Here is a 13,802-nt window from a genome sequence, read left to right on the forward strand (position 1 = left end):
ATTTTCAGATCAACTCATTCGGAAAGCGAATGTGGATTCATTACTCACACGGAGGCTGTCAAACCACAAGCAGCAGTTGTTCTTTGGGGCGACCGATCAATCGGTCCATCACGCCCTTCTCACGCAAATCGCCCAGAATGGACGGATCATCTTTAGGTGTCATTGCTAACGAATCGTTTATCCATGTTCAGCGTTTGGCGCCGGGCCGGACTCATCGGGAATGCGATGCCGATGTCGACGACTCGGAACCAGATGATCGTCGACGTCATTCGCTGAGACGACACGACTGATGAACGACAAAAAGCGAACGCAACTGCCCTGGGTCAGCCACGTTGCGGGGCCGGCCGGTTGCGCGTCAACCGAGCCGAGGCGGTTGCGGTTCCCGGCCCCACGGGGTGCCACCCGACCGCCCGGGCCAGGCCCTGCGGGGGCATCCCGCTCGAGATGGTCTCGTGTTCGCCGATGACGTAGGTCTCGTGCCAGATCCCGACCGAGTCGGTGTCGGCGAGCTCGCGATTGAACCACCGCCACATGGACAGATGCGGGGCGTCGGGGTCGGACGCGAACCGTCGGAGATCCTCGGCGCTGCGCCAGTACGACAACACCATCGGCGAACCGCCCAGATAGAGGCGCGCGTCGAGCATGCCCGCATCCGGTCGGCGCCGGAGGTGGATCAGCATCCGGGACATCGACGTAAGCACCGGTAACCAGGCGCGTACCCGCCAGGGTCGCGTCACCCGCATCCCGATCAAGAACACCGTCGTGCCCGGCGGCGGGGCGTCGTTGGTCATGCGGGCGGCTCGGCGAGCGGACATGAGACCTCCAGGACATTTTGTAACGTTGTTACGAAACGATGTTATGAAACGATTGCGGACATGGCAAGACCCCGATCCCACACCGAAGACGTCCGTGTCCGGCTCCTCGACGAGGCGGTTCGCATGGTGGCCGCCGACGGCATCGGTGCGCTGTCGGTGCGGGAGGTCGCTCGCGCCGCCGACACTTCCACCACCGCCGTCTACTCGCTGTTCGGCAACAAGGAGGGCCTGTCCCGCGCGATCCTGGTGCGGGCCTTCGATTCGTTCGCGCGGGCCCAGCGCTCCGCGAGCGTCGCCGCAACCGACCCGGCGACGCTCGCCGGCCTGGGGGTCGCCTACGTCGGGTGGGCGCTCGAGAATCCGCGCCTCTACGAGCTGATGTTCGGGGACGTGCTCGCCGGGGTCGAGCGCACCGAGGAGACCCGCTCGGCCGCGACCCGTGCGATCACGCCGTTGCGCGAGGGAGTCGAGCGAGCCATCTCCTCGGGCGCACTCCGCACCGCGGACATCGACACAGTCGTCGCATCGTTGTGGGCACAGGTGCACGGGACCGCGACGCTGCTCCTGTCCGGCAACTACCCGGCCGGCGCCGACCCGATGGCCGCGGCGACGGCCATCATCGACGGATGGCGAACTCCTGGTGCCTGACCGGCCGGACGAGGGCACGCGCACCGTCGGTACGTCTCGCCTCCTTCGGAGACACCCCACTAGGGTGTCGGTATGGCAGGGCGCAGCATGGATTTCGACCCCATCGCCGAAGCACGGGAGAACTGGACCCAGGCGGGGTGGGGCGAGGTGGCCGACGGCATGGTCGCGGTGACGTCGGTGATGCGCGCCCATCAGATCCTGCTCGCCCGTGTCGAGGCCGCCCTGCGTCCGTTCGATCTCAGCTTCTCCCGCTTCGAACTGCTCCGCCTGCTGGCGTTCTCGCGTCAGGGGTCCCTGCCGATCACCAAGGCCAGTGATCGGCTCCAGGTCCACGTGACCAGCGTGACCCACGCGATCCGTCGCCTCGAGGAGGGCGGGCTCGTCCGCCGCGTCCCGCACCCCACCGATGGACGTACCACGCTCGTCGAGATCACCGACCTCGGCCGCAAGACGGTGGGCGACGCCACGGAGACCCTCAACCGCGAGGTGTTCGGCAACGTCGGCATGTCCGACGACGAGATGACCGGCCTCGTCGGCGCCATCCAGTCGCTTCGCAAGCACAACGGGGACTTCTGAATCGGCGCGCGGAATCCGTATGAGGTTGTGCCCGGAATCCGGGTTCGACGTCATACGGATTCGCACAGCTGCTCGGCGATGGAACCGCGCGGTCATCGTCTGCGTCGAAACCCCATGGATCTCGCCGAACTCACTGCCCGCCGGGACGGCGTGTTCTCCACCAGAGAAGCGCGCGACTGCGGTGCGAGCTCGTCGACGATCCAACGCAAAGTCGCTGCCGGCGAGTGGAAAGCGGTAGCACGGGGGGTGTACCTCGTCGCCGGGCACCACCGCACAGCCCGGGCTCAAGCCCGCATCGCGGTCCTGTCGGTGCACAACACGGCGGTACTCGGCGGACCAGCGGCCGCCTGGTGGCTCGGACTGCACGACACCGAACCCCGAAAACACCTCGTCTACACCCCGACCCGCGGCAGCGCCCGACGCTCGTCCGCGACCGCGGTGGTCCGGTTCCGGCGACTACACGACGACGACATCACCGAGCATCAAGGCCTCCGAACAACGAGCGCCGCGCTGTCCGTCCTCGACGCCTCCCTCGACCTCGGGATCAGCATCCTCGATTCAGCACTACTCGGCACCCGCGTCACCCTCGACGCCCTCCGCGCCGCCCACGACCGCTACCCCAATCGCCACGGAGCACCGCGCGTCGCTGCCTATCTGAAACTCCTCGGCGACGGAGCACGATCGGAAGCCGAACGACTCACCACCGAACTGCTGACCGCCGCTGGGATCTCCGGCTGGATGCCGAACATGCCCGCCTACGGCTACGTCATCGATTTCGCCTTTCCCGACAGGAAGGTCGCAGTCGAAATCGACGGCTTCTCCTTCCACCGCGACGCCGCGGCCTTCCAGCGCGACCGCACCAAGCGCAACCTGCTCACCGCCAACGGATGGACTGTCCTCAACTTCACGTGGACCGACCTCGTCGACCGGCCCGCCCAGGTCGCCGCGGACGTCAGGGCCGTGCTCCGACGAGCGGCCGCCTGAAACGCGTATGACGTTGTGCCCGGAAACCGGGCACAACGTCATACGGATCTCGTGAGGTCGGCGAACGACCTAGTGCAGCGACGTGATGATCGCGCTGAAGTCGAGGTCCGCGTGCTGTTCGGCGAAGCCGCGGTAGAGCTGTGCGGCGTGGGTGCCCAACGGCGCACGGGCGCCGGTGCTGGCGACGGCGTCCATCGCTAGACCGAGGTCCTTGTTCATCAGGGCGGTCGCGAAGCCCGGCTTGAAGTCGTTGTTCGCCGGCGAGGTGGGGACCGGCCCGGGAACGGGGCAGTTGGTCTCGACGGCCCAGCAGTTGCCCGTGGCGCCGGTGATCACGTCGTAGAGCGCCTGGTCGTCGAGGCCCAGCTTCTGGGCGAGCACGAAGGCCTCCCCCACCGCGATCTGCTGGACGGCGAGCACCATGTTGTTGCACACCTTGGCGGCCTGGCCGGCACCCGCGGCACCGCAGTGGATGATCTTGCCCGCCATGGGATCCAGGGTCGTGCGCGCTGCGGCGAAGGCCTCGTCCTCGCCGCCGACCATGAACGCCAGGGTGCCGGCGACCGCACCCTTCACCCCACCCGAGACCGGGGCGTCGACCTGTGCGAAGCCGTGCTCGGTGGCGCGCTGGTGGATGTCCCGCGCGTCGTCGACCGAGATCGTCGACGAGTCGATGAACAGGGCTCCGGTCGGAGTTGCCGGCAGGATCTCGTCATACAGCTTCTTCACGATGCCGCCGTTGGGCAGCATCGTCACCACGACCTCGGCGGCGGACACGGCCTCGATGGCGGCCGGGAAGGTCGCGATGCCGTTGTCCTGCGCGGTCTTCACCGCCTCGGGTACCGGATCGAAACCGCGGACGGTGTGACCGGCTTTCACCAGATTGGCGGCCATCGGGCCACCCATGTTGCCGAGGCCGAGGAAGGCGATCGTCGTCATTGTCTCTGCTTCCTACGAAAGTGGTTGTCTAAAGCGAAGTGTCAGCTGTCCCGGTAGCGGGTCGCGATCGAGCGGCCGAGCACGACCCGCATGATCTCGTTGGTCCCCTCCAGGATGCGGTGCACACGGAGGTCGCGGACGATTTTCTCGATTCCGTACTCGGTGAGATACCCGTATCCGCCGTGCAGCTGTAGCGCCTGGTCGGCGACCTCGTAGCAGGTGTCGGTGACGAAACGCTTCGCCATCGCGCACTGTTCGACCTTGTCGGACGCGCCATCGTCGAGCGCCGTCGCCGCCTGCCACAACATGAGCCGGGACGCCTGCAGCGAGGTGGCCATGTCGGCGAGGGTGAACCGGATGGTCGGCTCGTCGATGAGCGCGTTGCCGAACGCGCGGCGACTCGCGACATAGGCCGCCGCCTTGTCGAAGGCGGCTTGCGCCCCACCGAGCGACGACGCCGCGATGTTGATGCGGCCGCCGTTCAGGCCGTTCATCGCGATGCCGAACCCGATGCCCTCGGTGCCGCCGAGGAGGTTGCCCGCGGGCACCCGCACCTCGTCGAGGATGACCTGGGCGGTGGGCTGCGCATGCCAGCCCATCTTGTGCTCCTGCGCACCGAAACTCAGTCCGGGCGAATCCTTCTCGACCAAGAACGTGGAGATGCCCTTGGGTCCGGCGTCACCGGTGCGCGCCATGATGACGTAGAGGTCCGACGACCCGGCCCCGGAGATGAACTGTTTGACCCCGGTGAGCACGTACTCGTCGCCGGACCGCTCGGCACGCGTGGCGAGCGCCGCCGCGTCGGAGCCGGCACCCGGCTCGGTCAGGCAGTAACTCGCGACCGTCTCCATCGTCGCCAGGCGCGGCACCCACGTCGAACGTTGTTCGTCGGTGCCGTACTCGTCGACCATCCACGTGCACATGTTGTGGATGGACAGGAACGACGCGACGGCCGGATCGGCGTACGCCAGTTGCTCGAAGATGCGCACCCCGTCGAGGCGCCGCAGGCCACTGCCGCCGGAATCCTCGGCACAGTAGATGGCACCCATCCCGAGTTCCGAGGCCTCACGCAACTCGTCGACCGGGAAGTGGTTCGTGGCATCCCATTCGAGCGCGAACGGCGCCAGTTTCTTGGCCGCGAAACCCGCCGCGGTCTCGACGATGACACGTTCGTCACCGTCGAGCCGGGCGAGTGCGGCGTCGGCGAAAGTCGTCAACGCCGATCAGTCCATCGTCGGGATGACGAACTCGGCGCCGTCCTTGATGCCCGAGGGCCACCGCGTCGTGACCGTCTTGGTCTTGGTGTAGAACTGGATCGACGCCGGGCCGTGCTGATTGAGGTCGCCGAAGCCCGAGCGCTTCCATCCGCCGAAGGTGTAGTACGCCACCGGAACCGGGATCGGCACGTTCACGCCGACCATGCCGACGTCGACCCGAGCGGTGAAGTCGCGGGCGGCGTCGCCGTCCTGGGTGAAGATCGCGACGCCGTTGCCGTACTGGTGATCCGACGCCAAGGCGAGGGCCTCCTCGTAGTCGCCGGCGCGCACGATCGACAGGACCGGTCCGAAGATCTCCTCGGTGTAGATGGTCATGTCCTTGGTGACGTGGTCGAACAGGGTCGGGCCGATGAAGAAGCCCTTCGAGATGTCCTCGTCGCCGAAGGTCTGCTCGTTGTTGGCGCGCTCACGTCCGTCGATGACGACCTCGGCACCCTCCTCGGCACCCTTGTCGATGAACCCGCGGACCCGCTCGAGGGCGGCGGCGGTGACCAGGGGGCCGTAGTCGGCCTTGGGGTCCAGGCTGTGACCGACGCGCAGTGCGTTGACCCGGTCGATCAGCTTGGCGCGCAACCGGTCTGCGGTCTGCTCGCCGACCGGGACCGCGACGCTGATCGCCATGCAGCGCTCACCGGCGCTGCCGTAGCCCGCACCGATCAGCGCGTCGACGACCTGGTCGAGGTTGGCGTCGGGCATGATGATCGCGTGGTTCTTGGCGCCACCGAAGCACTGTGAGCGCTTCCCGTGGGCGGCCGCGGTCGAGTAGATGTACTGCGCGATGTCGGAGCTGCCGACGAAGCCGAGGGCCTTGACGTCCGGGTGGGTCAGCAGCGCGTCGACCGCCTCCTTGTCGCCGTGGACGACCTGGAACACACCGTCGGGCAGGCCCGCCTCGGTGAACAGCTCGGCCAGCCGCACCGGCACGGACGGATCGCGCTCGCTGGGCTTGAGGATGAAGGCGTTGCCGCACGCGAGCGCCGGTCCGGCCTTCCACAACGGGATCATCGCTGGGAAGTTGAACGGGGTGATGCCCGCGACGACACCGAGCGGCTGACGGATGGAGTGCACATCGATGCCGCCGCCGGCACCTGCGGTGAACTCACCCTTGATGAGGTGCGGGATGCCGATCGCGAACTCGATCACCTCGACGCCGCGCTGGATGTCGCCGAGCGCATCGGCGTGGGTCTTGCCGTGCTCGAGAGACAGCGTGGTCGCGAGCTCATCGGCGTTCTTGTTGACCAGGTCGACGAACCGCATGAGGACGCGGGCGCGCCGCTGCGGGTTCCAGGCGGCCCACTCCTTCTGCGCGGCCGATGCGGTCGCGATCGCGGCGGCGACCTCGTCGGTGGACGCCAGCGGAACCTGGGACTGCACGGCGCCGGTGCTCGGATTGAAGACGTCAGCAAAGCGGCCGCCCTCGGCGGTGACGCGCTTGCCGTTCAGGTAGTGCGGGATCGAGGGGACAGCAGGAGCGGACACGGAGATCACCTTCGACTTCGTTGGGGGGGTATGGCCGGTGTCACCACATAGTAGGACATCCAAGTATTTCTTCCAACCCCTCTCAACTGGGATTTCGCCTCGACGGGCGGGTTAGGCTACCCTCGCTTAGCGAAAACGCCGACGTCGAGAGGAGTTCACATGTCGGTCGTCATCCTCTACGGAACCGAAACCGGGAACGGTGAGCTCGTCGCCGACGCCATCGCCGACACGCTGGCCGCCGACCACGATCCGTCGATCTACGACATGAGCGAGTACGCGGTCGAGGACCTCGACCCCGAGGACTTCCTCGTCATCGTGTGCTCGACCTACGGCGAAGGCGAGCTGCCGACCGGTGCCGAGCCCTTCGCCGACGAACTCGAGAGCGTGAACCCGGACCTCACCGGTCTCCGCTTCGCGGTCTTCGGTCTCGGGGACTCGATCTACGACACGTTCAACCGCGGCGGCGAGATCGTCGCCGAGATGCTCACCAAGCGCGGCGCGGTCCAGGTCGGCGAGCACGCCCGCCACGACAACTCCTCGCCCATCAAGCCGGCGAAACAGGCCGCCGAGTGGGCCGAGAGCATCTCCCAGGAGATCTGAGCGCGCCTGACGTCGACGCGGCCGGTCAACCCGCCGGTCGTGACGTCGCGCCCGCCGCCGGGCCCGCGTCCGCTGCGGCGTCGGCTGCGGCGGACTCCTCCGCCGCCACCGCCTGCTCGTATCCGCGCACGGCCGACAGCTTCGCGAGTTCACACACGGCGCGCACCATGATCGCGAGCACGATGCCGAGGAACAGCGCGGTCGGTACCGACACCTTCAGGTTCTCACCGAGCAGCAGCACACCGAGCACCATCGCGACGGCCGGCTCGGCGACGGTCATCGACGGGAACGACGTCTGCAGATCACCGGCGCCGAACCCCATCTGCTGGGCGAGGATGGCGCAGACCACCACCAGCACGAAGAGATAGATCTCGGGGTGGACGAAGGTACGCCAGAAGTGGTGCGTGATCTGGTAGATCACGGTCTTCACCAGCAACGCCGACACGCCGAACAGGATGCCGGCGACGAGCCCGTAGAACAGTGCCTTGTAGTGCGGACTCGAGCGGTGGGCGAAGATCACCAGCGCGACCACGACGCCGATGACCGCTCCCACGGTGCCCCACAGCAGGAGAGCATCGGGGCGTCGCATCGACGGTTCGGGACGCGCCACGATCAGGAACGTCACCACGCACGCGACGAGAACCCCGCCCCAGGCCCACTCGATGCGGGCCGGGTGCCGATGATCGGCCCACGCCTCGAGCGGAAGGGCGAACAGCACGGCGAGCACGACGAGCGGTTGCACGAGCAGGATGGAGCCGAGACCCAGTGCCGAGGCCTGCAAACCGAAGCCGCACAGCGCGATCGCCGCACCGGCCCACCATCCCGGGGTGATCGCACCGTTGACCCGGGAGGCGCGCTGACGCAACACGGTACCGGCCGCGATCATCAACGCGGCCAGCACCGCGAGGAGCGCGGGCACCCAGGTGTGCACGATCCCCAGGGTAACGGCGGTGAGCCGCGGTCGCGGTCCCGGCCGGGGTCGTCCCGGGCGACATCGACGGTGTCGTAACACCAACGGCCTGCCCGGACACCGTAGATTCGAACCCATGCGTTATCGGTCAGATCTGGAACGACTGGCCACCCTCGACGCCGCCGCGATCGAGGTGGCCTGCACCGACTGCACCTCGGTGGGTGAGCTCATCGACTGTGCCGTGGACGAGTACCTGGAGTTCGACGTCGCCGCCGACGAGGCCGAGGCCCGCGGTAACGACGAGCACGCGGCCTACCTCCGCCAGGAGGCCGCCGCCTGGCGCGCGACCGTGCGGGTCCTGCGGATGATCAGCGCCGAGTCGGGGTCCGAATCCCACGCCCGGGACCGTGGCCGGCACGGCGCCGCATGAGCCGGACCCGCACGCTGGTCCTGATGCGGCACGGCAAGTCGGGTTATCCACCCGCGACGCCCGACCACGACCGTCCGCTGGCCGAGCGCGGCGATCGGCAGGCCGCCCTCGCCGGGCGCTGGATGGCCGATGAGGGCCTGCGGATCGACGCGGTGCTGTGCTCGACATCGACGCGAACGCGCCAGACGCTCGCCCGAACCGGCATCGATGCGCCCGTGACCTTCGTCGAGGACATCTACGGCGGCGCGCCCGAGGAGATCCTGGAGGCCATCCGCGTCCACGCGCCCGCCGACGCGCGGACGATCCTCGTCGTCGGCCACGAGCCCGGGATGCCGTCGACCGCACTGACGCTCGATCCGCACGGGTCCATCGAACGCTTCCCCACCTCGGCTTATGCGGTCGTCGGCATCTCCCACGAGTGGGACCGGATCGGGATGGCCCCGGACCCCGAAGCCCACCTCGTCGGCGTGCGGATCCCACGCGAGGGGTGACCGATGGCGCACACTGGGACCATGCGTGAGATCCAGCGAACCATCATCGACGCCCTCGCCGTGAAGTCTTCGATCGACCCCGGCGAGGAGGTGGAGCGGCGGGTCGGATTCCTCGTCGACTACCTCCGCGCCACCGGCGCCAAGGGTTACGTACTCGGCATCTCCGGCGGCGTCGACTCCAGCCTGGCCGGGAAGCTCGCCCAGCTCGCCGCCGAACGCATCCGGTCCGACGGCGGTGACGCGACCTTCATGGGCGTGCGGCTGCCCTACCGCGTGCAGCACGACGAGGACGACGCGGCCGCGGCCCTCGAATTCATCGGCGCCGACGAGGTCGTGACCGTCAACGTGGCACCCGGCGTGGATGCCCTCGACGACGAGATCGAACAGGCCACCGGCACCCGGCTCACCGACTTCACCAAGGGCAACGCCAAAGCGCGGCACCGCATGGTCGCGCAGTACGCCCTCGCCGGTGACCGCGGGTTGCTGGTGATCGGCTCCGATCATGCGTCCGAGAACGTCACCGGCTTCTTCACCAAACACGGCGACGGTGCGGCCGACGTGCTGCCGCTCTCCGGCCTGAACAAGCGGCAGGGGCGTGCCCTCCTGCGCCACCTGGATGCGCCGCAGCAGCTGTGGGAAAAGGTCCCGACCGCCGACCTGCTGGACGAGAAGGCCGGACAGACCGACGAGGACGAACTCGGCCTGCGCTACGACGACATCGACGACTACCTCGAGGGGCGCGAGATCCCCGAGGACGCCGCGGAGAAGATCGAGGCGGCCTGGCACCGCAACCGGCACAAGCGCACCACCCCCGTCGAGGTCGACGACACGTGGTGGCGGTCCTAGCGCTGCGCCCAGCCGGCGCGTTCGGCGGACCCCACACGACGGCCTGTCCGCGATTAGGGTGTCGGAGTGTCTGTCTACGCAAACGGATTCGCCCGCGTCGCCGGAGCCGTACCCGTCCTGACGCTCGCCGAACCCGCGGTCAACGCCGCGCGCACAGTCGAACTCGCGACGCAGGCCGCTGACGACGGCGCCTGCCTGGTCGTCTTCCCCGAACTCGGGCTGTGCGGGTACAGCGTCGACGACCTCTTCCACCAGGACGCCCTCCTCGACGGTTGCCGCACCGCGCTCGACGACATCGTGACCGCCAGTGCCGGGCTGAAGCCGGTTCTCTGCGTCGGACTACCGATGCGCGTGGGTGACGGCCTGTACAACTGCGCCGCCGTGATCCACGACGGCGCGGTCCTGGGGGTGGTCCCGAAGTCGTATCTACCGAACTACCGCGAGTTCTACGAGCAGCGCTTCTTCGCCGCGGCGCGCGACGCGATCCCCACGACCGTGCGGATCGGCGACGACGAGGTCCCGTTCGGTGCCGATCTCGTCTTCGAGGCCCGCGATCTGCCGGGTTTCGCATTGTTCGTCGAGATCTGCGAAGACGGTTGGGTGGCGATCCCACCGAGTACCTGGGCAGCTCTCGGCGGCGCGACCGTGCTGGCCAACCTGTCGGGCAGCCCGGTCACCATCGGCAAGGAGAGCTACCGCACCAACCTGTGCACCGGGCATTCCGCGCGGACCATCTCGGCCCACGTGTACGTCGCTGCCGGGTACGGCGAGTCGACCACCGACCTCGCCTGGGACGGCGATGCCCTCATCACCGAGAACGGTTCGCTCCTCGCCCGCAGTGAACAGTTCGCGACGATCGACCAGATCATCACCGCCGACATCGATCTCGACCGCCTGCGGCAGGAACGCATGCGGATGATCAGCCTCCGGGACCAGGTCGGCGATCACTCCGACCGATTGAAGTCGTTGCGTCGCATCGGTTTCGACTTCGGATACCTGTCCGACGACGATGTCGTCCGGCGGGTGGTTCCCCGATTCCCTTATGTCCCAGCGGATTCCGCCGACCGCGACGAACGCTGCGCAGAGGTCCGCTCCATCCAGGTCCAGGGCCTGGCCCAACGACTGCGCTCGACGGGTCTGGAGAAGATCGTCATCGGGGTGTCCGGTGGCCTGGACTCGACGCTCGCACTCCTCGTCGCGGTCGACACCTTCGACCGGCTCGGCCTGCCGCGCACCAACATCCTCGGTTACACGATGCCCGGCTTCGCGACCGGTGGCCCGACGCTGCGGCGCGCCCACGCGCTGATGAACTCGCTCGGCGTGAGCGGCGCGGAGATCGACATCCGGCCGTCCTGCGAGCAGATGCTCGCCGACCTCGACCATCCGTACGCGCGCGGCGAGAAGGTCTACGACGTCACCTTCGAGAACGTGCAGGCCGGTGAGCGGACCTCACACCTGTTCCGGCTCGCGAACGCCAACGGTGCCATCGTGCTCGGGACCGGCGATCTCTCCGAACTCGCGCTCGGATGGTGCACCTACGGCGTCGGCGACCAGATGTCGCACTACAACGTCAACGGGTCGGTGCCGAAAACGCTGATCCAGCACCTGATCCGGTGGATGATCACCAGCGGACACCACACCGCCGAGACCACCGAGACGCTCGTCGAGATCCTCGACGACGTCATCTCCCCCGAACTCGTCCCCGCCGGCGACGACGGCCGGATCCAGAGCACCGAGGACACCGTCGGCCCCTACGAGCTGCACGACTTCTTCCTCTATCACCTGACGCGCTTCGGTTATCGCCCGAGCAAGATCGCCTATCTCGCGCGGCAGGCGTGGGGTGACCGCAGCCGTGGCCCGTGGTCGGATCTGCTGACCGAGGACAAGCGCAACGAGTACGACACCGCGACCATCGAGCACTGGCTCGCGGTGTTCCTGAAGCGGTTCATGGGCAATCAGTTCAAGCGCTCGGCGATGCCCAACGGCCCCAAGATCGGATCGGGCGGGTCGCTGTCCCCGCGCGGCGACTGGCGTTCACCCTCGGATGCGTCGGCGCGGGTCTGGCTGGACCAGCTCGCCGGGGGCTAGTGCGGCGGGTGGTCGCGCCCTGCGCAAGCTCCGGCCGCTCCTCAGTACCTGCGGCCAGGCGGCCGTCGTGGACTACGACAGAACACTCTTGAGCGTCCACATCTCTGCTCCCTGAGGTGCGAGCGAAGCGAGCCACGAAGGGCTCCGCAACCTGTCTCACCAGGCCCTTCGTGGCTCGTCGCTGGCGCTCCTCGCACCTCAGGGAGCAATGGTTATGTCGTTCTTTCGGGTTAGCGAGCAGGGTGGTCGCGCCCTCCGCAAGCTCCGGCCGCTCCTCGGAGAACACACGTGACCAGGGGTCATGCGGTTCTCTCGCCTCAGTCGCAGGCGGCCAGCAGCTGCTTGATCTCGTCGTCGAAGGCGTTCGCGATGGCCCACGGGTCCGGGGTCTGATCGGTACAGCCGACGATGCCGATGTTGAGGTTGCCGTCGGCGGAGAAGACCGTGATGTTGAGTCCCAGGCCATGCATGATCGGGCCCAGCGGGTAGACGCCGGTCACGCGCGCGCCGAGGAAGTACAGCGGGAAATCCGGGCCGGCGACGTTGGACACCAGGACGTTGAACACCGGCGGATGCGCCGACGCCCAGTTGCGGTCGCCGTAGATCTTCATCGCGGTGGACAGTGTCGTACCGGGAGCGAACTGCGCCCAGGACCGCAGGATGTTCGCGTCGATCTCGGCGTGGTGCTCCTTCGAGGTCCGGCTCAGCTCTGCCTGCTTCCGCAGCCGCGCGACCGGGTCGGGCTCGTCGGAGGACAGCAGGGTGAACATGCCGGTCACCTTGTTGGTGCCCTCGACGACGAGGTCCTTCTCGTCGGCGCCGTGCACCGAGACCGGGACCATCCCGACCAGCGGACGATCGGGGAGCTCGTCGTGGCCGAGCAGGTAGGTGCGCAGCGCCCCGCCGACCATCGCGAGCACTACGTCGTTGAGCTTCACCTCGAAGTGGTCTTTCACTCGCTTCACATCGTCGAGCGAGAGCTGGGTGACGGCGATGCTGCGGTGCGGCGTGATGGGCGCGTTGAACCGGGTCCGCGGGGCACGGAACGGTGCGGGCATCGCCGAATCTTGTTGTGCCCGACGGAACCAGCCGACGGGCACGCTCAACGTGCGGGGGAGCAGTTTGGCCATGGCGAGGGGCCGCTGCACGAAGTAGTTGACCGCGCCGCCCGCGGCCATCGCGACGCGCGACGACGGGCCGGCCGACTCCCCCACCTTCTCGGCGTCGAGATCCGGCGGTTCGGGCGTGAGCGTGCACATCTGGGCGAGCATCTCGGCGCCGGTCACACCGTCGGTCCCGGCGTGGTGCATGCGCAGCATCGCGCAGACCCGGCCGTCGGCGAGACCCTCGATGATCCACAGCTCCCACAGCGGCTTGCCGCGGTCGAGCGTCTGCCCGGCCAGGTGACCGCACAGTTCGGCGACCTCGCGGGCGCCGCCGGGGGCCGGCACGCCGACCCGGTGCACGTGCCGCTCGATGTCGAAGTCGTCGTCCTCGATCCACACCGGGTGGTCGATGTTGAACAGCGAGTTGTCGAGTTTCCGCCGGAACGCGGGTATGGCAGCGATGCGTCGTTCCATCTCGGCGCGGAGTTTGTCGAACCGGTAGCCGCCCGGCATGGTGCTCGGATCGATCTCGAACAGACCGATGACATGCATCAATTGCGAGCGCGTCTCGAGGTAGAGAAACGATGCGTCCAGTCCGCTCAAGCGCTGCATG

General features: G+C 67.8%; 14 protein-coding genes. 8 read left to right on the forward strand and 6 right to left on the reverse strand.

Annotated elements, in window-relative coordinates:
- Positions 1 to 323: 323 nt before the first annotated feature.
- Positions 324 to 815: a DUF4188 domain-containing protein gene (locus QAD21_RS18995; protein WP_068970986.1), complete on the reverse strand. Its 492-nt coding sequence runs from the start codon at positions 813 to 815 to the stop codon at positions 324 to 326.
- A 51-nt stretch (positions 816 to 866) separates the two neighbouring features.
- Between QAD21_RS18995 and QAD21_RS19000 the strand changes: the two genes are divergently transcribed.
- The 3 genes from QAD21_RS19000 to QAD21_RS19010 all read left to right on the forward strand — a co-directional run bounded on the left by QAD21_RS19000 (position 867) and on the right by QAD21_RS19010 (position 3,023).
- Positions 867 to 1,463, forward strand: a complete 597-nt coding sequence (locus tag QAD21_RS19000; RefSeq protein ID WP_068970985.1) for a TetR/AcrR family transcriptional regulator — start codon at positions 867 to 869, stop codon at positions 1,461 to 1,463.
- A 72-nt stretch (positions 1,464 to 1,535) separates the two neighbouring features.
- Positions 1,536 to 2,039: a MarR family transcriptional regulator gene (locus QAD21_RS19005; RefSeq protein WP_058253826.1), complete on the forward strand. Its 504-nt coding sequence runs from the start codon at positions 1,536 to 1,538 to the stop codon at positions 2,037 to 2,039.
- A gap of 114 nt (positions 2,040 to 2,153) precedes the next feature.
- The gene (locus tag QAD21_RS19010; protein WP_277243000.1) at positions 2,154 to 3,023 is read left to right on the forward strand and encodes a DUF559 domain-containing protein; all 870 of its coding nucleotides are present in this window, start codon (positions 2,154 to 2,156) and stop codon (positions 3,021 to 3,023) included.
- A 69-nt stretch (positions 3,024 to 3,092) separates the two neighbouring features.
- Here the strand turns inward: QAD21_RS19010 and mmsB are convergent, their stop codons facing one another.
- From mmsB to QAD21_RS19025, 3 genes are read right to left on the reverse strand one after another with little or no spacing between them, the layout of a single operon-like run.
- Positions 3,093 to 3,962, reverse strand: a complete 870-nt coding sequence (gene mmsB, locus QAD21_RS19015; protein WP_078113642.1) for a 3-hydroxyisobutyrate dehydrogenase — start codon at positions 3,960 to 3,962, stop codon at positions 3,093 to 3,095.
- A gap of 41 nt (positions 3,963 to 4,003) precedes the next feature.
- Positions 4,004 to 5,179: an acyl-CoA dehydrogenase family protein gene (locus QAD21_RS19020; protein WP_280360038.1), complete on the reverse strand. Its 1,176-nt coding sequence runs from the start codon at positions 5,177 to 5,179 to the stop codon at positions 4,004 to 4,006.
- 6 nt (positions 5,180 to 5,185) lie between these two features.
- Complete coding sequence (locus tag QAD21_RS19025) at positions 5,186 to 6,718, reverse strand: CoA-acylating methylmalonate-semialdehyde dehydrogenase (protein WP_058253836.1); 1,533 nt, start codon at positions 6,716 to 6,718, stop codon at positions 5,186 to 5,188.
- Positions 6,719 to 6,877: 159 nt separating this feature from the next.
- Between QAD21_RS19025 and QAD21_RS19030 the strand changes: the two genes are divergently transcribed.
- On the forward strand, positions 6,878 to 7,318 hold the full coding sequence (locus tag QAD21_RS19030; RefSeq protein ID WP_280360041.1) for a flavodoxin domain-containing protein: 441 nt from the start codon (positions 6,878 to 6,880) through the stop codon (positions 7,316 to 7,318).
- Positions 7,319 to 7,343: 25 nt separating this feature from the next.
- Here the strand turns inward: QAD21_RS19030 and QAD21_RS19035 are convergent, their stop codons facing one another.
- Positions 7,344 to 8,249: a DMT family transporter gene (locus tag QAD21_RS19035; RefSeq protein ID WP_280360043.1), complete on the reverse strand. Its 906-nt coding sequence runs from the start codon at positions 8,247 to 8,249 to the stop codon at positions 7,344 to 7,346.
- A 115-nt stretch (positions 8,250 to 8,364) separates the two neighbouring features.
- On the opposite strand from QAD21_RS19035, the gene QAD21_RS19040 reads away from it, so the two are divergent.
- The 4 genes from QAD21_RS19040 (at position 8,365) to QAD21_RS19055 (ending at position 12,083) form a co-directional block, all read left to right on the forward strand.
- On the forward strand, positions 8,365 to 8,658 hold the full coding sequence (locus QAD21_RS19040) for a hypothetical protein (protein ID WP_280360045.1): 294 nt from the start codon (positions 8,365 to 8,367) through the stop codon (positions 8,656 to 8,658).
- Complete coding sequence (locus tag QAD21_RS19045) at positions 8,655 to 9,149, forward strand: histidine phosphatase family protein (RefSeq protein WP_280360047.1); 495 nt, start codon at positions 8,655 to 8,657, stop codon at positions 9,147 to 9,149. The genes QAD21_RS19040 and QAD21_RS19045 overlap by 4 nt, the downstream gene beginning before the upstream one ends.
- A 21-nt stretch (positions 9,150 to 9,170) precedes the next feature.
- Complete coding sequence (gene nadE / locus QAD21_RS19050; protein WP_068970977.1) at positions 9,171 to 9,995, forward strand: ammonia-dependent NAD(+) synthetase; 825 nt, start codon at positions 9,171 to 9,173, stop codon at positions 9,993 to 9,995.
- 66 nt (positions 9,996 to 10,061) lie between these two features.
- Positions 10,062 to 12,083 carry an NAD(+) synthase gene (locus QAD21_RS19055; protein WP_280360050.1) on the forward strand — a complete coding sequence of 674 codons (2,022 nt, stop codon included), beginning with the start codon at positions 10,062 to 10,064 and terminating at the stop codon, positions 12,081 to 12,083.
- A 317-nt stretch (positions 12,084 to 12,400) separates the two neighbouring features.
- Here QAD21_RS19055 and QAD21_RS19060 read toward each other — a convergent pair whose 3' ends face one another.
- Positions 12,401 to 13,801 carry a wax ester/triacylglycerol synthase family O-acyltransferase gene (locus QAD21_RS19060; protein WP_078113636.1) on the reverse strand — a complete coding sequence of 467 codons (1,401 nt, stop codon included), beginning with the start codon at positions 13,799 to 13,801 and terminating at the stop codon, positions 12,401 to 12,403.
- Position 13,802: the final 1 nt, after the last annotated feature.

It is taken from the genome of Gordonia sp. SMJS1 (assembly GCF_029866425.1).
Taxonomy (GTDB): Bacteria; Actinomycetota; Actinomycetes; order Mycobacteriales; family Mycobacteriaceae; genus Gordonia; species Gordonia hongkongensis.